The 20,166-nt window shown below is 79.5% G+C and carries 12 protein-coding genes; 9 read left to right on the top strand and 3 right to left on the bottom strand.

The window, feature by feature from the left end:
• The first annotated feature begins 374 nt into the window (after window positions 1–374).
• The 9 genes from ACFY07_RS25315 (at window position 375) to ACFY07_RS25275 (ending at window position 18,493) form a co-directional block, all read left to right on the top strand.
• Window positions 375–1,781, top strand: a complete 1,407-nt coding sequence (locus tag ACFY07_RS25315; RefSeq protein ID WP_230746078.1) for an SDR family oxidoreductase — start codon at window positions 375–377, stop codon at window positions 1,779–1,781.
• 248 nt (window positions 1,782–2,029) lie between these two features.
• Window positions 2,030–2,476 (top strand): DNA alkylation repair protein, encoded by a 447-nt coding sequence (locus tag ACFY07_RS25310; protein ID WP_390871854.1) that lies wholly within the window; start codon window positions 2,030–2,032, stop codon window positions 2,474–2,476.
• A 324-nt stretch (window positions 2,477–2,800) separates the two neighbouring features.
• On the top strand, window positions 2,801–3,664 hold the full coding sequence (locus ACFY07_RS25305) for a DUF4132 domain-containing protein (RefSeq protein ID WP_390871853.1): 864 nt from the start codon (window positions 2,801–2,803) through the stop codon (window positions 3,662–3,664).
• Complete coding sequence (locus ACFY07_RS25300; protein ID WP_390871852.1) at window positions 3,661–8,598, top strand: DNA-binding protein; 4,938 nt, start codon at window positions 3,661–3,663, stop codon at window positions 8,596–8,598. Before ACFY07_RS25305 ends, ACFY07_RS25300 begins: the two co-directional genes overlap by 4 nt.
• A gap of 224 nt (window positions 8,599–8,822) precedes the next feature.
• Complete coding sequence (locus ACFY07_RS25295) at window positions 8,823–10,013, top strand: AAA family ATPase (protein WP_390871851.1); 1,191 nt, start codon at window positions 8,823–8,825, stop codon at window positions 10,011–10,013.
• A gap of 254 nt (window positions 10,014–10,267) precedes the next feature.
• Window positions 10,268–14,107: a DUF5682 family protein gene (locus ACFY07_RS25290; protein ID WP_390871893.1), complete on the top strand. Its 3,840-nt coding sequence runs from the start codon at window positions 10,268–10,270 to the stop codon at window positions 14,105–14,107.
• Window positions 14,104–16,305: a hypothetical protein gene (locus ACFY07_RS25285; protein WP_390871850.1), complete on the top strand. Its 2,202-nt coding sequence runs from the start codon at window positions 14,104–14,106 to the stop codon at window positions 16,303–16,305. Before ACFY07_RS25290 ends, ACFY07_RS25285 begins: the two co-directional genes overlap by 4 nt.
• Before the next feature lie 96 nt (window positions 16,306–16,401).
• Window positions 16,402–17,916: an amidase gene (locus ACFY07_RS25280; protein WP_390871849.1), complete on the top strand. Its 1,515-nt coding sequence runs from the start codon at window positions 16,402–16,404 to the stop codon at window positions 17,914–17,916.
• 4 nt (window positions 17,917–17,920) lie between these two features.
• Complete coding sequence (locus ACFY07_RS25275; RefSeq protein ID WP_390871848.1) at window positions 17,921–18,493, top strand: TetR/AcrR family transcriptional regulator; 573 nt, start codon at window positions 17,921–17,923, stop codon at window positions 18,491–18,493.
• 37 nt (window positions 18,494–18,530) lie between these two features.
• Here ACFY07_RS25275 and ACFY07_RS25270 read toward each other — a convergent pair whose 3' ends face one another.
• From ACFY07_RS25270 to ACFY07_RS25260, 3 genes are all read right to left on the bottom strand, one after another.
• Complete coding sequence (locus tag ACFY07_RS25270) at window positions 18,531–18,773, bottom strand: DUF2277 domain-containing protein (RefSeq protein WP_230748269.1); 243 nt, start codon at window positions 18,771–18,773, stop codon at window positions 18,531–18,533.
• 340 nt (window positions 18,774–19,113) lie between these two features.
• Window positions 19,114–19,869: a helix-turn-helix domain-containing protein gene (locus ACFY07_RS25265; RefSeq protein WP_390871847.1), complete on the bottom strand. Its 756-nt coding sequence runs from the start codon at window positions 19,867–19,869 to the stop codon at window positions 19,114–19,116.
• 87 nt (window positions 19,870–19,956) lie between these two features.
• The coding region (locus ACFY07_RS25260) for a hypothetical protein (protein ID WP_390871846.1) at window positions 19,957–20,166 on the bottom strand (210 nt) is incomplete at its 5' end.

Here is a 20,166-nt window from a genome sequence, read left to right as displayed (position 1 = left end):
CGTGGAGGATCCGGATCCCTGTGACCGACCTCACGGCATCGGGGTGGCGGGCGGCGACGCCCGGCCGCGGTTTGGCGGGGGGTGCGGCGGTACGTAGAGTTCCGGCGGAGAACGGCAGGATCGGGCGAGCGAGGAAAGCGGCACCGGGGATGACGGCGAGCATGGAGGGCCTGGGCACGACGGTGCCGCCGGCGAGGTCCGCGACCGGGGGCGCCCCGGCGGAGGGCACCCTGCCCGGGGACGGCGCGGTCAGGGGCGGCGCAGCGGACGCGGTGCCCGCGGGGGCGGCCACCGGAACCGCGGGCGCCCCGGACACGGACGTCCCGGACACGGGCGCCCCGGACACGGACGTCCCGGGCATCGACCCGGCGCGCATGGCCGTCTGCCTCGGCGTCCTGGAGGAGCTGGACCGGCTGCCGCTCGACCACCCGGACGCGGTCGCGGTCCGCCGGGCCACCTCGGGCCTGTACCGGCTGGTGAAGCAGCGCCGCCGCCAGGAGCGGCGGGCGGCCAAGACCGACCACGACCGCGCGGTCACCGAGGCGACCGCGACCGGCGCGGCCGGCCGCATCGACGACGAGACGCAGGGCCTGCCGCTGACCAGCAGCACCGCCGGCGAGATCGCCGGCGTGCTCCGGCGCCCCCGCTCCTGCTACATATGCAAGCAGCGGTACACGGAGGTGGACGCGTTCTACCACCAGCTGTGCCGGACGTGCGCGGCGGAGAACCGCGCCCGCCGCGACGCGCGGACGGACCTCACCGGACGCCGGGCGCTGCTGACCGGCGGCCGCGCCAAGATCGGCATGTACATCGCGCTGCGGCTGCTGCGCGACGGCGCCCACACCACCATCACCACGCGCTTCCCCAACGACGCGATCCGCCGTTTCACGGCGATGCCGGACAGCGCGGAGTGGCTGCACCGCCTGCGGATCGTCGGCATCGACCTCCGGGACCCGGCACAGGTGGTCGCCCTGGCCGACTCGGTGAGCGCCCAGGGCCCGCTGGACATCCTGATCAACAACGCCGCGCAGACGGTGCGGCGCTCGCCTCGGGCGTACGAGGAGCTGATCGCCGCCGAGTCCGCGCCGCTGCCGGCCGGCGAGCTGCCCGAGTCGGTGGTGCTGGGCCGGTTCGGCCCCGGCAGCCACCCCGCGCTGCCCGGTCCGCGGCGCCCGGAGCAGGGCGGCCTGACCCCGGAGGCGATCACCGCGCTCGCGCTGACCAGCGGTTCGGCCTCCCTCGCCCGCATCGAGGCGGGCACCGCGGTGGACGCGGGCGGCCTGGTGCCGGACCTGGACGCGGCCAACAGCTGGAGCCAGCGGGTGCACGAGGTGGACCCGCTGGAGCTGCTGGAGGTGCAGCTCTGCAACGTGACCGCGCCGTTCGTGCTGGTCAGCCGCCTGCGCGCCGCACTCGCAGCGTCACCGGCCCGCCGGACGTACGTGGTGAACGTGTCGGCGATGGAGGGCCAGTTCAGCCGCGGCTACAAGGGCCCGGGGCACCCGCACACCAACATGGCCAAGGCCGCGCTCAACATGCTGACCCGCACCAGCGCCGAGGAGATGTTCACCGACGGCATCCTGATGACGAGCGTGGACACCGGCTGGATCACCGACGAGCGCCCGCACCCGGACAAGATGCGCCTCGCGGACGCCGGCTTCCACGCCCCGCTGGACCTGGTGGACGGCGCGGCGCGCGTCTACGACCCGGTCGTCCGGGGCGAGCAGGGCGAGGACCTGTACGGCTGCTTCCTCAAGGACTACGCCCCCCACCCCTGGTGACCCAGGGGCCCCGGTGCCGCCGGGCGTCGCCGCCCCCCGCGCGGGGCCCGGCGGCAGCAGGACCGGGCGCCGCGGCGCGGGGCCGGACCACGGGGCCGGACCACGGGGTCGCGGCGCGGGGCCGGCACCCCGGGGCCGGGTCTCGGGTCCCGGGCCCCGGGGCGGGACGGCCCCGCGCGGTGGTCAACGAGGGCGCGGCGGCGAGGACACCGCCTCCCCGGCCAGGGGTTCGCCCCCCCGGGTCGGCGGTGCTGCTGCCGGAGGGGTGCGCAGGCCTGCCGGAGCCGGGCGGCACGGCCCTGCTGGAGGGGCTGCTGCGGGAGTGCGGCACCTGGGCCCACGTGGACCTGCCTGCGCCGTTCACCGTCGGCCCCCTGCTGCTGTGCGCGCCGGCCGTGGAGGCCGGGGTGCGGCGGTGGGCCGCCGATCCGGGGCAGCGGGTGCGGCGCGGCGGCGTCCTGGCGTTCCTGCTGCCGCTGCGGCGGCAGGAGACGTTCCCGCGGTGGTTCCCGGCCTTCTCCGCGACCGTGGACCCGCTCCTCGGCGACGACCGGTCCTTCGTCCGCGAGGCGGCCGGGTGGGCGCTGCGCGGCGACCGGGTGGGCGCTGCGCGAGGGCTCCGGGCACCGCCCCGGGGAGGTCGTCGACTGGTTGGAGGCGCGCCTGGACCGGGTCTCCGCGCCGACGCTCCGTGAGGCTGCGCGCCGCCCGGACGACGGGGAGCCCGACCGGCCGGCCGGGGCCCGCACCGCCGCGCGGCCCCGGGGCCGGAGGGCCGGGGCCGCGCGCCGCGCCTGAGCCCGGCGGCCCGGCGGCCCGGTGCCCCGGTGCCCCGGAGCCGGCGGTCGCGGCCCCGCACGCACGCCGCCCCCGCCGTCGTCGTCCCGCGCGTCCTGACGAGGGGTCGACCGGGTGCGTTGTCAGAGGCGGCCGCTAGCGTTCAGCGCATCGTCGCACGTGCAGCCGGGGTCTCCCCCGGGGGTCCTGCGTGCGTCCGTACGGCGGGAGGCGGGGAACAGGTGGGTTGGCTGGCGGCGGGCGACGGCTACGAGGTCGCCCTGGTGGAGGGCCGGGTGACGGCCCGTTCCACGAAGGGCCGGACGGCCGGGCGGCAGCTGAAGGCGCTGCCCCGGGCGCTGCGGGACCATCCCGAGGTGGACCGGCTGCGCCGGCTCGCCGAGTGGCTGGACCGGCACGCCGCCGCCTGCGTGCGGCAGGTGGACGCGTGGATGGTCTCGTCCCTGCCCGTCCCGACCGGCCTGCTGGCGCGGGTGTGGGAGGACGAGGCCTGGCGGTCGGCGCTGCGCGACCTCGTGGTGGTCGGCGACGACCCCGGGGAGGCGGGCTTCCTGAGGGACGCCGGCGGGGCGGACGGGCTGCGGGTGGTGAACCTGGACGGCGAGACCGTGCGGCTCTCCCCCGAGACCGTCACGCTGCCGCACCCGGTGCTGCTGGAGGACCTGGAGGAGCTGCGGGAGTTCGCCGCCGAACTGGGCGTCGTCCAGCGGGTCGAGCAGATCCACCGCGCCACCTGGCGGCGCGGGGAGGAGCCCGCGGCGGGCGCCACCGAGGTGCGGGACTTCGCCGGGGCGTCGTTCCCCTCGCGGTTCGCGCTGGCGGCGCGGGCCACCGCGCTCGGCTACCGCGTCTCCGGCGGGTACGCCACCTGCTCGGTCCGCGACGGGGGCCGCGGCGTCGAGGCGGCGCTGTGGATCGGCGAGCCGTACGGGGACGGGGCGGAGACCGGCGGCCTGGGCTGGCAGGGGCCGGACGGGCGGTCGCTGCCGCTGCGGGAGGTCGGGCCGGTGGCCTGGTCGGAGGGGATGAGGATGGGCGCCGCGCTGTACGCCGGCCGCAGGATCGAGGAAGGGGCCGGCCGGTGAACGGCACGACGACGCAGACGGGGACCGGGCGGCGGACGGAGGCCGCGGAGCTGCTGGGGGCCGGGGCGGTGCTGCCGCCCGGCACCGGCGGCGCCGGGGAGCGCGCCGTCCCGCTGACCGCGCGCGGCTACCGGCACCCCGCCCTGGAGGGGCGGACGGTGGTCCGGCTGGTCGCGCAGGAGCTGGGCGCGGCCGAGGACCTCGCGGCCGGGTTCCTCGGCCTGGAGCCGGCGGGCGAGCCGGCCGTGGTGGGGCTCGGGCTGCGGCAGGCGCTCGGCTTCCCCGAGTGGGTGCTGGCGCACCACCCGGAGGACGGCGCGCAGGCGCTGGCCCTGGTGCCCGGGATGGAGCGGGCCGCCCGGCAGGCCCGCTCCGCGCCGAAGGCCGCGATGGAGGCGTACCGGGGGCTCGGCGCGCGGCTGGCCGCGTCGCTGCCGCACTTCCTGCCCACCTTCCTGGAGCAGGCCGCGCGGGCCTTCCTGGCGGTGGAGAACACCGCGTACGCGGCGCAGCTGTTCGGTGCGGCGCGCCGGGCGGAGGCCGAGCACGGCCTGGCGGTGGACGAGGACCGGCTGGAGGACGTCCTCCTGGAGTTCGCCCTGGCGGGGGCGCTGCCGGTGCGGGTCCTCTCCGGGTACGCGAAGGGGCTGTCGGGGCGGCTCCCGGCCGGGGAGGCGCTGCGCCGGTTCCGGGCGCTGTGCGTGCGGCGGTGCGCCGGGGGCATGCCGCCGTCCGTGCAGATGGCGACCGACCTGCGGCGCCTGGCCCGCGCCGCCGGGGAGGACGCGGAAGCCGCCGAGCAGGAGTACCTGGCGGAGCTGCTGGAACTGCCCGCCGTGCTGCGGGCGCCCGTCGGCTGGTGGCGGGCGCACCGCGCGGCGCTCGCCGCCGCGGGCCGCCGCGACCCGGCGGTGCGCCGGACCCTGCTGGAGGTCCTGCCGCGGGACGGCGACCCGGAGCTGCTGCTGACGTGGCTGGAGGTCCTGGAGGAGTCCGGCGCCGCCGCCGGGCTCACCGGCGAGGACCCGGACGGCCCCTCGCCCGCGGACGGCGCGGCCGGCTGGCTGCAGCGGTTCCTCGACGTGCGCGGCCCCCGCTGGGGCTCCCCGCGCCGGCTGCCGCCGCTGTACGGACTGGTGGAGCGCGCGGCGCCGCGGCTGCGGGAGGAGACGGCCACGGGCGGCGGGGCGCTGCGCCCCGGGGCCGACCTGGACCTGCTGGACCTGCTGCTGTCGCTGGACGTGCCGGTGGCCGACCCCGCCGACAACGCCCTGCTGCACCTGGAGCGGTGGGCCGGGCACGACGGGCGGCGGGACCTGGCGGCGGTGGCCGCCGACAAGCGGTTCCACGACGCCTTCCGCCGCGGTGCCGACCGCCTCTCCGGCGACACGTCCGGCGTGCGGACGGTCCGGGCGCTGGCCGCCGCCGCGGGCGGCCGCCCGCTGCTGGCCGCCTGGGTTGCCGACGCCGCCCGCCGGGCGCGGACGGCCGGCCTGCCCGACCTGCCCGGCGCGCTGGCGCGGCTGGCGTGGATGCCCCGCGAGGCCCTGCTGCTCGCCGCCGAGGAGGTGGCGGAGGCCGCCCGCGGCGACCTGGCGGGCGGGCTGGCACGGACGCTGCGCGGCGGCCTCTTCGACGAACTGGGCTGGTCCGCCTGGGAGGAGGCCCTCGCGGAGCTGGTGCGGCCCGGGCACCGGGGCGGCCCGACCGTCGCCGACGCGTGGCCGCAGCTGGTCGTGGCGGGCCCGGCGCAGGTCCGTGTGATCGACGCGGGCGGCACCGTCCTCACCCACGACCTGCGCATACCGGCGGGGGAGGCGTGGAACGAGCCCGGCTTCCACTGGGTCGACGGCGACCTGCTGGTCTTCTGGTCCTCCCGGCGGCACGGAGGCCGCACCCGCGGCTACTGGCACCGCTCGGCGGACCGCGTCCTCGACCTGGAGGCCGCCGGCGGCTTCTGGGGGGTGCGGGACGGCGGCTTCACGCTGCCGCTGCCCGGCGGCGGGCGCACCACCGGCGCCGGGGTGCTGCACGCCGGCGACACCGCCGTCCCCGGGCGGCGCAGGGTCGTCACCGACGGCACCTCGCACTGGGTGTGGGACCAGGACCTGGACACGCCCGGCTGGCGCGCGTACGACCCGGCGAGCGGACGGCTCGGGCAGCCGGGTCTGCCCGGCTTCCTCGCGGACGCGCTGCGCTCCGCCCCGGAGGGCAGCCGGGCCCAGCCCGGCTGCGGCTGGCTGCGTCCGGCGCCGGCGGACGGCGCGGCCGGGCCGGCGGGCGTGCCGGTCGGCGGCCTGCTCGGCTGGCGAACCGTGCGGCTGCCCGACGGCCGCCACCGCGGCGAGGACCTCGCCGGACGGACCGTCACCACCGCCCCCGGGCAGGGCGGCTGCCCCGACCTGGCACTCACCCTGCCCGGGGACGACCGGCCGCGGGCCGTCGTCGCCCAGGGGCACGGCGTCGTCCTGGTCGACCCGGACGGCTCCGTCACCGCGTCGGCCGGCACCCACCGCTCCCCCGGCCCGTTCGCCGCCGGGACCGCGCAGCTGCCGCCGCTCTCCTCCTGGCACTGCCTGCGCGTCCGCGACCCCGAGGGCTCCGCGGCGCTGCGCCGCGTCGGGCGGGACACCGCCGTCGCCCTGCTCGAGGCGGTGGCGGCCTCCGGCGCGGCCGGCGCGGTCGGCGAGGAGGAGCGGCGGAGGGCGGCGGCCGAGGTCCTGGAGCGGGTGCGGGTGCTGCTTCCCGGGGTCACGCACGAGGCGCTGCTCGCGGGCGTCGTCGGCGTGGCACGCCACGCGGCGGAGCAGCAGGCCGCCCTGGAGCGGATCGCGGCCCGGCTCGCCGGGGCTCCCGGCAGCCCGGCCGACGACGACGGACTGCCGCCGGGCCCCGAGGACGACCTGGTGCGGCAGGCGGCCGCCGGACTCGTCCCCGGCCTGCGCTCGGGCTGGTGGGCGACGGAGAAGGACAGCGCCTTCCGGCAGATGCGGCGGATCGGGCGCGCCCTGCGGGAGGGCGGCGAGGCCGCGCCGGGCGCCTCGCACCTGGCCGAGGGGGCGGAGCTGCCCGTCGCCGGCGCCGCCTGGTGGCTGCTGCCCGAGGCGGCCCCGGCCCTCGCCTACCGGTACGCGGCGCCGCACACGCCGCCGGAGCAGCGGGCCGTGCTCGGGGAGCTGCTCGCCGAACTGGCACGGCTGGGACTGCTGTCCGCCGACGGCGCCGCGAGCTGGCGCGGGGTCGCGATGACGATGGACGAGGCCGCGTGGACGGCGGCGGGCGGGCGGCACGGGCACGGGAAGCAGCCGGGCCTGCTGCCGCTGGGCGGCGGGGCGCTGCTCGCCGTGGTCGACGACGCGCCGCACGGCCAGGCCGGCCGCCGCCTCACGGCGCTGCTGCACGACCCGGCCGGGCGGTTCGCCCTGCCGCACCCCTACACCGGCGCGGCGGTGGAGCCGGCGGCCGACGCCGCCGGTGCGGCGCGCACCGCTGCCGCCGCGGAGGCAGCGGCTGTCCGCGGCCCGGCACCGTGGCGGCCGGAGGCCGCCGAGGAGTTCGCCCGGCTCACGGGGGTCACCCGCACCACCGCCTGCCTGGTCCTGGCCGGCATGCCCGGCATGGAGGGACCGGAGCGCGGCTTCCTGCCCGCCGAGGCCCTCGCCGGACTGGGGGTGAGGGCGTCGGACGCCGCGGTCGCCCGCGACGGTCTGCGGCGCCTCTCCCCGTCCGTGCGCCGCGAGCTGCTCGCCGCCCTGCTGCCCGCCGACCCGGAGCGGCTGTGGAGCGACGGTCCGGACACCGCCGCTGCGGCGGCCGTGTGGGCGGAGCGGGTCGGCCGCCGGGCGGCCGTGCCCGAGTGGCTGGTCGGCGAGGCCGTCCGGTCCCTGCGGCCCTTCCGGGACGCGGGCGTCGTGCTGCCCGCGCTGCTGGACCCCTCCGCCGACCCGGGGCTCACCCGGGACCTGCGGTGGGAGGTACGCGGCGACCGGGCGGTGCCCGCGGGCGACGGCAGCGGCTTCACGGCCCACGTGCTGGCGGACACGGTGGCGGCCGCGGCCTGGCTCGCCCACCGCCTCCCGGTGGGCGACCCGGCACGGGCCGCGCTGCCCGCCGTCGGCCGCCTGCTGCGCGAGCGGCTCGCCCACCCGGGGCTGCTGCTGGACCTGGGGCGGTACGTCTCCCTCCCGGCGTTCCGCAGGGCCGCCGGGGCGCCGTCGGAGACCGGCCCGGGCTTCGAACGGTGGGGCGCCGTCGTCCTGGCGACCCGCGACGACCGTCCCGCACCGGCCGTCCGCCCGGACCTGCTGGACGCCGTCGGCGGCGACCCGTACCTGGCGGCGCTGCGCGGCACGGAGCAGGAGCCGTTCCCCGTCGAGGCGGCGCTGCGCACCGCGCTCTCCGACGGCTTCGCGGCGCTGCTCGCCGACCCCGGCGACCCGGCGGCCGGGGAGCGGGACGCCGACGGCACCTGGTGGCCGCAGGACCCGACCCGCTCGGTGCCGGACCTGGTCGCCGAGGCCGCCGCCGCGCACGGCCTGGGGGCGGACGCCGCCGCGCTGTACCTGGTGCTGCTCGCGATGCCGGACCCCACGGACCGGAGCACCGCGCGCTGGACCGGCTGGAAGCCGCGCCGCCTCAAGGCGGCCCGTGCGGAGCTGGCCGCCTCGGGGCTCGTCGTCGAGGCGGACCGGAGCCGGGCGGGCCGGTCGCTCTTCCTGCCGGGCGGGTGGGCCGTCCTGCGGACGCCGCAGCTGCCGGTGGAGCAGTGGAAGCTCACGATGTTCGGCCTGGCGGAGGGGCAGGGCAGGCCGCCCGGCGCCGTCACCCCGCTGGAGCCCGCCGCCGCCCTGTACCGCAGGGCCTGGCAGCGGGTCCTCGACGGGGACGGCCCCCGCTTCGAGGAGCTGAGGACAGCCCGCGGCAGGCGCCGCTGACGGGCCGCCGCCCCCGCCGCGCCCCGCCCGGGGGCGGCGGGGGCGGCGGGGGCGGCGGGGCGCGGCAGCCGGCCGGTGCGGGGACCCGCCCACAGGCCCCGCGCGCCTCCGTACACGTCCGCGCACGCGCCCCGGTCCGCACCCCGCCCCGCACGTCCGCGCACGCGCCCCCGATCCGCACGTCCGCACGTCCGCACGACCCGGAAGACACGAGGACACCGCTGATGACCACCCTGACCGACCAGCCGCCGTCCGCGGCCGTACCGGCCCGGCAGGTCCTGCCCGCCGAGGAGCGGCACGCCGCCGAGCTCGCCTTCCTCGCCGCCCGCGACGACGGCCCCCGCCCTCCCGGCTGGGCGCTGACACCGCGCGCCGTCGTCACCTTCGTCTGCGGCAGCGGCGGTGAGCAGCTGACGCTCCCCCGGGGCCGCCGCGCGGGCCGGGACGGCACCGCGGAGCTGCCCGCCCGGATGGCCGTCGCCCCGAAGTTCGTCGGCGAGCGCGCCCTGGTGGAACGGTGCGTGGTCACGCTGGCCGGGGAGCGGGGGCTGCTGCTGGTCGGCGAGCCCGGCACCGCCAAGTCCATGCTGTCCGAACTGCTCGCCGCCGCCGTCTCGGGGACGAGCGCGCTCACCGTCCAGGGCACGGCCGGCACCACCGAGGACGCCTTCCGCTACGGCTGGAACTACGCCCTGCTGCTCGCCGAGGGCCCCAGTCGGCGAGCGCTGGTGGACTCCCCCGTGCTCACCGCGATGCGCAGCGGGCGCGTGGTCCGGGTGGAGGAGATCACCCGCTGCCTGCCCGAGGTGCAGGACGCGCTGGTCTCCGTCCTGTCCGACCGGCGCGTCAGCGTGCCCGAGCTGGCGGACACGGCCGACGGCACGGTCGCCGCCGCGCCCGGGTTCACCGTCATCGCCACCGCCAACCTGCGCGACCGGGGCGTCTCGGAGATGTCGGCCGCGCTGAAGCGGCGCTTCAACTTCGAGACGGTGCACCCCATCGCCGACGCGGAGGCCGAGACCGCCCTGGTGCGGCGCCAGGCGGCCGCCGCCGTGGAGCGGGCCGGCGCCGCCTTCGCCGTGGACGACGCGGTGCTGGACGCGCTGGTGACCGTCTTCCGCGACCTGCGCGCCGGCCGCTCCGCCGAGGGCTGGGACGTGGAGCGGCCCGGCACCGTCCTCTCCACCGCGGAGGCCGTGCAGGTCGCCGCCTCCCTGGGCGTCGCGGCCGCGTACCTGCCCGCCGGGGACGTCCTCGACCTGGTCCCGGGCCACCTGCTGGGCGTGGTCCGCAAGGACGATCCGGCCGACCACGGACGGCTGCTGGGCTACTGGGACGGGCCGGTGCGGCGGCGCGCCGAGGACGGCTCGGCGATGTGGCGCCGGCTCTGGGACCTGCGGGAGACGCTGCGTTGAGCGGGAACGACAGGGCTGCCGGGGACGACGGGCCGGCCGAGGACGGCGGGACGGCCGGGACGGCAGCAGGCGCCGGGGCCGCCGCTGCGGCTCCGGAAGCCGGTCCGGCCCGGGGTGCCGAGGGGCGCAACGCTCCGGAGGGGAGCGGCGCAGCAGGGAACACCGAGGAATGGGGCGCCGCGGAAGGGGACACCGGGGAGCGGGGCGGCCCCCGGGCCGCGGTCGACGCCCTCGCCGCGTCGGCGCACCCGTACCTGCTGGGGGTGCGGCACCACAGCCCCGCCCTGGCCTCGGCGGTCCCCGCGCTGCTGGACGAGGCCCGCCCGGACGTGCTCTGCGTCGAGCTGCCGGCCGACTTCCGGGACTGGCTGGCCCACCTGTCCGACCCCGGTACGGTCGCCCCCGTGGCGCTGGCCGGTGCGGACGCCGGCGGACGGCTCGCCTTCCACCCCTTCGCGGACTTCTCCCCCGAGCTGGCCGCGCTGCGCTGGGCGCGCGAGCACGGTGTGGAGGCGGTCTGCTGCGACCTCCCGCTCGCCGACCCGGCCTGGTCCCGCGACGGCGGCCGGGACGGGGACGGGGCCGGTCCGGTCAGCGGAACGGCCCCGGCCCGCCCGGCCCCGGCGGGCCGGACGTTCGCGGAGGGGCTCGCCGCGGCCGGCACCGGCCGGGACGGCGACGACCTGTGGGACCGGGCCGTCGAGGTCCACGCGCCCGGCAGCACGCCCGGGGCCGTCCGCCGCGCCGCCCTCGGCGTCGGGTGGGCGCTGCGCCGCGACGCCGAGGAGCGGGGCGGTGTCCCCGCGGCCGACCTGGCCCGCGAGGACCACATGCGCCGCACGATCGCCGCAGCCGCGCACGGGGGGCGCCGGGTCGCCGCCGTCGTCGGGGCCTTCCACGCCCCGGCGCTCGCCGGGGCGGCCTCCGGGCCGCAGGGCGGGGCGGGCGGGACCGACGGCGACGGCGGCGACACGGCGGGGACGGCCGCGAAGGACGGCGGCGGTGCCCCCGGGTCCGCAGCCGGCACCGGACCGCGGGCGGTCCGGGAGACGCGGACCGGTACGGGCGGCGGGAGCAGCACGGGCGGCAGGACCGGTGCGGCCTCCCGGCCGGGCACCGCCGCGCCGGACCCCGGAGGGGTCGTCACCTCACTGGTCCCGTACGCCTTCGACCTGCTCGACGCCAGGTCCGGCTACCCGGCCGGGATCCGGGACCCGCGCTGGCAGCAGGCCGTGTTCGCCGCGGGCGGGGACCCGGAGCGGGTGCGCGAGGCCGCCGCACGGGCCGTCACCGACGTGTGCCGGGAGCTGCGCGCCGCCGGCCACACCGCCGGCACCGGCGAGGCCGCGGAGGCCCTGCGCATGGCGGGCGACCTGGCCCGCCTCCGCGGGCTGCCCGCACCCGGCCGGGGCGAGCTGCTGGAGGCCGTGGCCTCGGTCCTGGGCCGGGGCGAGCCGCTGGGCCGCGGCCGGGCCCTTGCCCGGGCGCTGGAGACGGTCATGGTCGGCAGCGTGCGCGGCCGGACCGCGCCGGGGACGCCGCGGTCCGGCCTCGGTCCCTCCGTGGAGGCGGAGCTGGCCGCGCTGCGGCTGCCCCGCCCCGAGGAGCCGGAGTCGCGGGAACTGCGCCTGGACCCCCTCCGGTCCGCCCTCGACGCCCGGCGCGAGACGCTCCTGCAGCGCCTGCGGGTGTGCGGGGCCGGCTACGGCACCCCGCTGGCGGTGGCGGGCACCGGCGACGGTGCCGCGCTGACGACCCGCTGGAGGGCGGCGTGGACGCCGTCCGTGCCGGCGCTGCTGGACCTGGCGGGTGTCCGCGGCGTGACGGCGGAGCAGGCGGCGGCCGGCACGCTGCGCGACACCTTCCGGCGGGAGTCCGCCGACGGCGGGCCCGCCTGCGCGCAGCTGCTGGACGGGCTGCGCGCAGCCGCCCGCTGCGACCTGCCGGCCCTGGTCGCGGACCGGCTCGCCCTGGCCGCCGAGGTGCTGCCCGCCGCCGCCTCGCTGCCCGAGCTGCTCGACGCGCTGGACCTCCTGGAGTCCCTGCACCGCGGCCACCTGGCCGGCACCACCCCGGGGCTGCGGGAGGAGGCGGCCGACCTGGCCGGCGTGCTGCTGGAGACCGCCGTGCGCTCGCTGCCCGGCCTGGCCGGCAGCGACCGGCCGGAGGACGCGGCGGCGCTCGTCGCCCTCGCCGTCCGGGCCGGGGACCGCCGCCTCGGACTGCGGCTGGACGACGCGCTGGCGGACCTGGCCCGCACCGGGTCGCCCCTGGTGCGGGGCGCGGCCCTGGCCGTCCGGGTGCTGCTCGACCTGGACGGCGCGGACACCCTCGGCGTCCGCGCCGCGGCCTGGGTGGACGCCGCCACCGGACCCGACGGCCGCAGGCGGCTCTCCCTGCTGCTCGGCGGCGTGCTCGCCGCGGCCGGTCCGCTGCTGGACTCCTCCCCCGCCGCCCTGGACCCGCTGCTGGACCGGGTCGACGGCCTGTCGGACCGGGAGTTCACCGACCGGCTCCCGGCACTGCGCGGCGGGTTCGACGCGCTGCCGCCCGCCGGGCGCGACCGGCTGCTGCGCACGGTCTCCGAGCGGCTCGGCGACCGGCCGGACCTCTCCCTCGGCGCCCCGCCGGACCTGCTCGCCCGGTGGGCGGCCGCCGACGCGGCCGGCCTCGACGCGCTGGCGGCGCTCGCCGCCCTGCTCCGCCCGCGGGAGGACGCCCCCGGGGCCGCCGGGCCCTCCGGCGCCCCGGGCGCCTCCGGCGGACCGGGTCCGGAGCGCCCCAAGGGCGGCCCCCGCCCCGCCGCCGTTTCGAACCCTGCCGCCGTTTCGAACCCTGCCGCGGACGGCATCGCCGTGGACACCGTCGTGGACGGCATCGGGAACGGGAACGGGAACGGGACCGGGAACGGCACCGGGCCCGCTGCCGCAGCGGCGCCCGGCAGCGGCGGCGCCGGCACCTCCCGGCTCCTGTCCCCCGCGGACCGGTGGCGCCTGCTGCTCGGCCGCGAGACCGAGCGGCTGCCGGCGGGCGCCCGCCGCTACGCGCACGCCCTCGACGAGCTGTACGGGACGGGCCGCGGCGAGGGCGCAGGCGGCCTGGACCGGACGCCGGGGAGCCCCGGTGCAGGCGGCGGCACGGAGCCGTCCTTCCCCACGGCCCGGGAGTGGGCCGCCGAACTGGAGGCGCTGTTCGGCGCCGACGTCCGCGAGGAGGTGCTCGCCCGCGCCGCCGACAGCGGGCGCGGCGACGTGCTCGCCGAACTCGACCCGGCGTCCGTGCGCCCCTCGGTCGACCTGCTGACCTCGGTCCTCTCCCTGGCCGGCGGCATGCCCGAGCAGCAGCTCTCCCGGCTGCGCCCGCTGGTGCGCCGCCTGGTGGACGAGCTGGCGCGGGAGCTGGCCACCCGGATGCGCCCCGCCCTCACCGGCGCGGCCACCGCCCGGCCGACCCGCCGCCCCGGCGGCCGCCTCGACCTGCCGCGCACCCTGCGCGCGAACCTGTCCCGCACCCGCCGGCTCGCCGACGGCCGCACCCTGGTCGTGCCCGAGCGGCCCGTCTTCGCCGGCCGCGGCCGGCGGGAGGCCGACTGGCGGCTGGTCCTGGTGGTCGACGTGTCCGGGTCGATGGAGGCGTCCGTGGTCTGGTCGGCGCTGACCGCCGCCGTCCTGGGCGGCGTGCCGACGCTCTCCACCCACTTCCTCGCCTTCTCCACCCGGGTCGCCGACCTGACCGGACACGTCGCGGACCCCCTCTCGCTGCTGCTGGAGGTACGGGTCGGCGGCGGCACCAGCATCGCCACCGGCCTCGCCCACGCCCGGTCCCTGGTGACCGTGCCCGGCCGCACCCTGGTCGTCGTCGTGAGCGACTTCGAGGAGGGCGGGCCGCTGGGCGGCCTGCTCGCCGAGGTCCGCGCGCTGACCTCCTCCGGGGTGCACCTGCTGGGCTGCGCCGCCCTCGACGACACAGGCACCCCCCGCTACTCGGTGCCCGTCGCCGAGCAGCTCGTCGCGGCCGGGATGCCGGTCGCCGCCCTCAGCCCGCTCGCCCTCGCCCGCTGGGTGGGCGACCGCCTCCGCGGAGAAGCCCGGTGACCACTCCCCCGACCGCACCGCCCGTCCTCCCGCCCGCGGCACCGCAGGTGGTGGCGGACGCGGTGGAACAGCTCACCCCCCGCCTGCGCAGGCGGCTGGACGCGGCCGCCGCACGCGTCCCGGACGCCCCGACGACCGCCGTGGACGGCGCGGTGCGCGTGGTCCTCGGCGAGGACGCCGTGGTCGTGCTGCGCCCCGGCCCGTCCGGGGCGGTGGCCTCCCCCGAGGCGGCGGAGTGCAGCTGCCTGCTCGCACCACGCTGTCTGCACCGTGCGGCGGTGCTGGGCGCCTGCCCGGTCCCCGACACCGCGGCAGAGCCGGACGACCCGCCCGGGGACGCGCGCACGGACAACGGCACGGACAGTAAAACGGACGCGGGCGACGGCACGGACGGCGGAACGGACGCGGGTGACGGCACCGACGGGGGCGCGGCGGGCGCGGGGTCGCCGACGGCGAGGACGGCCCGGGCCCGCCCGGCCGGCCCCGTCGCAGGCGCGCCCCCGGAGGCGCCGACCGTCGACGCACCGTCGGGGATCACCCCTGCCGCCGCCTCCGCCCCGGCCTCGCACGGCGCGGCAGCAGGCGGTACGGCAGCACGCGGCACGGCGGCAGGCGGCACGGCACCCGCCCCCGTGCCCCCGCACCCGGCCCAGGTGGCCGCGGCCGCGGCGCTCTGGTCGGCGGGGGCAGCCGTGCTCGCGGCCGGTACGCCCGCCGCGGGCGCCGTGCTCCAGGCCGGACTGCTGCGCGCCGCCCACACCGCCAGGCTGGCGGGCCTGCCGCGGGCGGAGGCGGCCGCGCTGCGCACGGTCCGCGGGGTGCGGGCCGCACGGGCCCGCCACGACGGGCACCGGACGGCCGACCTGGTGGCCGCCCTGCGCGAACTGCTGCTCACCGCGGGCAGGCTGGCGGCCGCCGACCCGGACCCGGCCCTGGTGGGAGCCGTCCGCCGCGACTACCGGCCGGGCGGGACCCTGCGGGTGTTCGGCCTCTGCCGGGAGCCGCTGATCAGCGCCACCGGCTACGCCGGCGTGGTGACGCACCTGGTGGCGGAGGACGGCAGCCGGTTCACCGTCGCCGACGTGAAGCCCGGCGGCCCGTCCCGGGCGCGCGCGGCGGCGGCCGCTCCGGTGGCTCTCTCCACCGCCCTGGACCACGCGGGGCTGGCCCGCGGCGGACTGCTGGTCTCCGGCGCCACCGTGTCGCCCGACGGCCGTCTGGGCGCCGGCCGCTCGGTGCGGGCGCACCCGGTGCCCGGCGTGTCCTGGTCGGCCGGACCGCTCGCGGCGCTGTTCGCGCGCCCTCCGGCGGAGGCGGTGGCGGCCCGCCTCGCGGCGGAGGACGGAGGCGGCGGTCCCGAGGAGCTGGTCGGCTGCGACCTGGTGGTGACCGGCGTGTCCGGAGGGAGCCTGACGGCGCGCCACCTCGCGACCGGGACGCCGGTCCGGCTGGCGCCCGCCTCGCGCCACCCCGACCTGGCCCACACCGGCAACCTGCGTCTGCTCGGCTCGCGTCCGGGCCTGCACGTCCGGGTGGTGGGCCGCCCCGACCCCGACCGGGCCGCCACCCTGCGGCCGCTCGCGGCCGGTCCCGTACCGGGGGCGGCCGCGACGCTGCGCCTGCCCGGGGAGTGGCTCGGGCGGGCGGACCTCGGCTACGACCGGCTGCAGGGCGTCCACCTGCCCCCCGCCGCGGACTGCCCGCCGCCCCCGCCGGACCCGGTCGGGCCGGACCCGCTGGCCGACTCCCCGCTGTGGCGGGTGCACCGGCTGGTGGAGCTGGCCGTCGCCGGCGGCCGCCGTGCTGCGGCCGAGGCGGGCCGGGACGCGGGCCGGGGTCCGGGGCCGGGTCCGGAGGCGGCCGCGCTGCGCCGCGGGGGCTTCCCGGGCGCCGCCGGCCTGGCCGCGGCGCTGGTGTCCGAGGCCGGCCGCCGCGGCCGGGACGTCTTCGGCCGCCCGGCCGACCCGGATCCGGACCGGTACGCGCGCGCGTGGCTGGCCGCCGCCGTGCACCTCGCCGCCGCCGAGCGGGCGCTGGTCCGCTGGTCCTGGTCGCCCGCGGACGGGACAGCTGCAGCGGGGCTCCCGTCCGCCGGGGCGGAGGATCCGGCGGACGCAGCGGGGCCGGCAGGCACGGACGGTCCGGCAGGCACGGACGGGCGTCCGGGCACGGGCAGGCACCCCGGCGCATCCTGCTGACGCACCGTCGGCGGAGGGCGTGGCACCGGTGCGCGCCCGACCCGTTCCGGGTACTGTTCGTTCGAACGAACAGTACCCGGAACGGGGGTCCGCACGATGTCCGGTGACACCCACGACGGCCTGGCCGCCCAGGCCCGCGCCCTCGCGGACGGCCTCACCTCCTCGCGCCTGCTGGTCGAGGAGGCGCTGCGGAGGATCGAGGCCACGCAGCCCGTCCTCAACGCCTTCCGCCGCGTCCGCACCGAGGCGGCCCTCGCGGAGGCCGACGCCGCCGACCGGCGGCTGGCCGCCGGGGAGCGGCTGCCGCTGCTCGGCGTGCCGATCGCCGTCAAGGACGACACCGACGTGGCCGGCGAGCCCACGGCCTTCGGCTGCGCCGGGGAGTTCCCCGTCCGGGAGGCCGACGCGGAGGCCGTGCGGCGGCTGCGGGAGGCGGGGGCGGTGGTGGTCGGCAAGACCAACACGCCCGAGCTCGGCCAGTGGCCCTTCACCGAGGGGCCCGCGTTCGGTGAGACCCGCAACCCGTGGAGCACCGGCCACACCCCCGGCGGCTCCTCCGGCGGCGCCGCCGCGGCCGTCGCGGCCGGCGTCGTCCCCGCCGCGCTCGGCTCCGACGGGGCCGGCTCGGTCCGCATCCCGGCCGCCTGGACGAACCTCGTCGGCATCAAGCCGCAGCGCGGCCGCATCTCCGCCTGGCCGGAGCCGGAGTCCTTCCACGGCCTCACCGGCCTCGGCCCGCTGGCCCGCACCGTCGCGGACGCGGCCCTGCTGCTGGACGCCGCCGCGGGCAGCCACCCGCGCGACCGGCACCGGCCCGACGCGCTGCCGCTGCTGCCGCACGCCGGCCGCGACCCGGGCAGGCTGCGGATCGCGCTCTCGCTGCGGCCGCCGTTCACCTTCCTCCGCACGCCGCTCGACCCGCACGTGCGGGACGCGGTGGTGCGGCTCGCCGGGGCGTTGGCCCGGCTCGGCCACGACGTCGCCCCCTTCGACCTGCCGTACGGGCCGGTGGGCCCGGCCTTCGTGCCGCGCGGGATCGTCGGGGTCGCCGACTGGTGCGAGCGGGTGCCCGACCCGGAACTGCTGGACCCCCGGACCCGCGGCGCCCTGCGCAGCGCACGGCTGCTGCGGGGACCGGCGCTGCGGGCGGCCCGGGCGGCCGAGGAGCCGCTGCGCCGCCGCTACGCGCAGGTCTTCGACCGCTTCGACGTGGTGCTCACCCCCACCACGGCCGTCCCGCCGCTGCCGATCGGCGCGATGGCGGGCTGGTCGGGGTCGCGGACCGACCGGGCGATGATCGCGGCCTGCCCGTACACCTGGCCGTGGAACGTCGTGGGCTGGCCCGCCGTCGGCGTGCCCGCGGGCTTCACCCCCGCCGGGCTGCCGGTGGGCGCGCAGCTGCTCGGACCGCACTGCGGGGAGCCGCGGCTGGTCTCGCTCGCGGCGCAGCTGGAGGCCGACCGGCGGTGGCACGAGCGGCGGCCGCCGGTGCACACCGGGCGGAACGGACAGGACGGGCGGGGCGGACAGGACAGGCCGCACGGGTCCGCGGGCACGGCGAGCTCCGTGCCGGCGGCCCGGCGGGAGGAGGCCGCCGCAGTGGGAGAATGAGCCCATGTCCAAGCCGAGCGGCACCCGCGACCGCATCGTCCACGCCGTGCTGCGGATCATCGGGGAGCACGGCGTCGCCGGGGTCACCAACCGCCGGATCGCCGCCGAGGCCGGGGTGTCGCTGGGCTCCCTCACCTACCACTTCGCCACCCAGCACGACCTGCTGCGCGAGAGCCTGCTGCAGTTCGTGCGGGAGGAGACGCAGCGGTTCACCGACCTGGCCGACGGCCACCGGCGCGACGGCGTGGACACCCTGGAGGAGGCGGGCGCGCTGGTGGGCCGGGTGGCGGCCGGCATCGACTTCGACAGCGAGCGGATCGCGCCGTTCGAGCTGTACATCCAGGCCGGGCGCGACCCGCAGCTGCGGGAGGCCGCCGCGGAGTGCTTCGCCGCCTACGACCGGCTGGCGGCCTCCATCCTGTCCGCCCTGGGCGTGCCGGACGCGGAGCGGGCGGCGGGCGCGGTGGTGGCCCTGGTGACGGGGCTTCAGCTGCGGCGGCTGGCGACCGGTTCGGCGGCGGAGGACCTGGTGGACGCACTGCTCATGGTCACCCGCGGGGCCGGGCAGCCGGCCTGACACCACCGGGCTCCGTCCGGTCCCGTCCGGGCCCGTGTCAGGAGCCGGCGGCGCCCCCGGTCCGGGAGGCGCCGGAGCCGCGCACCTCCAGGTCCCCGAGGAGGCGCCGGGTCGCCTCCGCGACCTCGGCCACCGCCCGGTCGAAGGCCTCGCGGTTGTGGGCGGCCGGGCTGCGGAAGCCGGAGACCTTGCGGACGTACTGCAGGGCGGCGGCCGTGATGTCGTCGTCGCCGACCTCGGGGGTGACGGGCGGGCGGAGGGTCCTGATGCTGCGGCACATGCCCCCAGTGTGCTCCCCCCTGCCCCCCCGGGGGCGCCGCTCGGTGCCCATGAGGGGCGGTGTCCGCGCGGCGGACGCCCGCTCCCGGAGTCCGCAGGGCCCGGACCCGCGGACACGCGCCGGGGACACGCGCCCGGGGGCCGGGGAGGAACCGGGGCGGCGAGGCCGCCGGGACACACCGGCGGATGCCGCCGCCCGGTCGGCCGCGGAGCCGCGGCGAAGAACGCGCCGACCGCACCGGCCCCCGCACGGACGAGGCCGCCCGGCGGACACGCGACGGGGCCGGTCCAGGCCGGGGGCCGACGCGGGCCCCCCGGGCCGCGACCGCCGGGACCGGCGCCTACCCGCGGTCCGGACGCGGCTCGGCGGTGGCGCCCGACCCCGCTTCGGGCTTCGTGTGGAGGACGTCGCGGACCTGCTCCGCGGCGCGGAGGATGCTCTCGCTGATGAAGTCGCTGAAGCGGGCGATGTTCTCCAGGCGGGCGGCGGCCGGGGTGCCGGGGCCGAGGACGCCGACGCCCTGCCGCGCGGTCTCGGCGACCTGGGCGATGCCGCGGGCGCTGGCGATCGTCGACCGGTACCAGACGTCGTCGTCGACGACGTAGCGTTCGCGGCGTCGTTCGTCGCGCTCCCGCCGGACGAGGCCCAGGCCCTCGAGGGCCGCGACCGCCTTGGAGACGGAGGCGGGGCTGACCTGGAGGCGCTGGACGAGTTCGGCCGCGGTGAGGCTGCCCGCGTCGGTGGTGAAGAGGCAGGTCAGCACCCGGGACGTCATCTTGGGCAAGCCCTGCTGCATGAAGAGGGTCGTGAACGTCTCCTCGTACTCGCGCACGGCCTCGCTGTCGCGCCCGTGGCCCTGCGCCGGCGCCCCCTGCTCGCGGGGCGCGGTGTGCCTGCGCCGGTGGGCGCGGCGTTCGGTGGCGCGATGGGCCAGGTCGGCGCGGTAGGCGGTGGGGCCGCCGTTGCGCATCACCTCACGCGTGATCGTCGAGGTGGGACGGTCGAGGCGTCGGGCGATCTCCGCGTAGGCGAGGCCGTCGGCCAGCCCCAGCGCGATCTGCTGACGTTCCTGCTGAGTGAGTCTGCCTCCCGGCACCGCGCTCTCCTTTCGTGCCCCCCCTGGCCCCCTGGCGGCGCCAGTGTAGCGTTCATTCCCATTCCAATGCAACGACCCGGACATCTGTCATTGCGTTAGATCCACAGCCGTTGCAACGAAAACCGATCCTTTACCTGCATAGATGCACTTCCTGCGCAACGAAAGTGTTGCGCGATCCTCGAACGCAACGTAGCTTTTCATACATCGGAAACGAAGAGCACGCGAGGAGAGCATGATGCAGACGTTCACCACCCCCGCCGCGATCTCCGCCGTCCTGGACGTCCCCGCCGGACGCAT

This window comes from Streptomyces sp. NPDC001380, assembly GCF_042895785.1.
GTDB lineage: Bacteria > Actinomycetota > Actinomycetes > Streptomycetales > Streptomycetaceae > Peterkaempfera.
The sequence above is the reverse complement of the archived record's forward strand: the minus strand, read 5'-3'. Positions and strand labels throughout refer to the sequence as shown.

What these genes read in the sequence shown, in the direction of transcription:
- ACFY07_RS25315 (WP_230746078.1), top strand. Translation starts at nt 375, where the DNA reads ATGGCCGTCTGCCTCGGCGTCCTGGAGGAGCTGGACCGGCTGCCGCTC.
- ACFY07_RS25295 (WP_390871851.1), top strand. Translation starts at nt 8,823, where the DNA reads ATGACCACCCTGACCGACCAGCCGCCGTCCGCGGCCGTACCGGCCCGG.
- ACFY07_RS25280 (WP_390871849.1), top strand. Translation starts at nt 16,402, where the DNA reads ATGTCCGGTGACACCCACGACGGCCTGGCCGCCCAGGCCCGCGCCCTC.
- ACFY07_RS25275 (WP_390871848.1), top strand. Translation starts at nt 17,921, where the DNA reads ATGTCCAAGCCGAGCGGCACCCGCGACCGCATCGTCCACGCCGTGCTG.
- ACFY07_RS25270 (WP_230748269.1), bottom strand. Translation starts at nt 18,773, where the DNA reads ATGTGCCGCAGCATCAGGACCCTCCGCCCGCCCGTCACCCCCGAGGTC.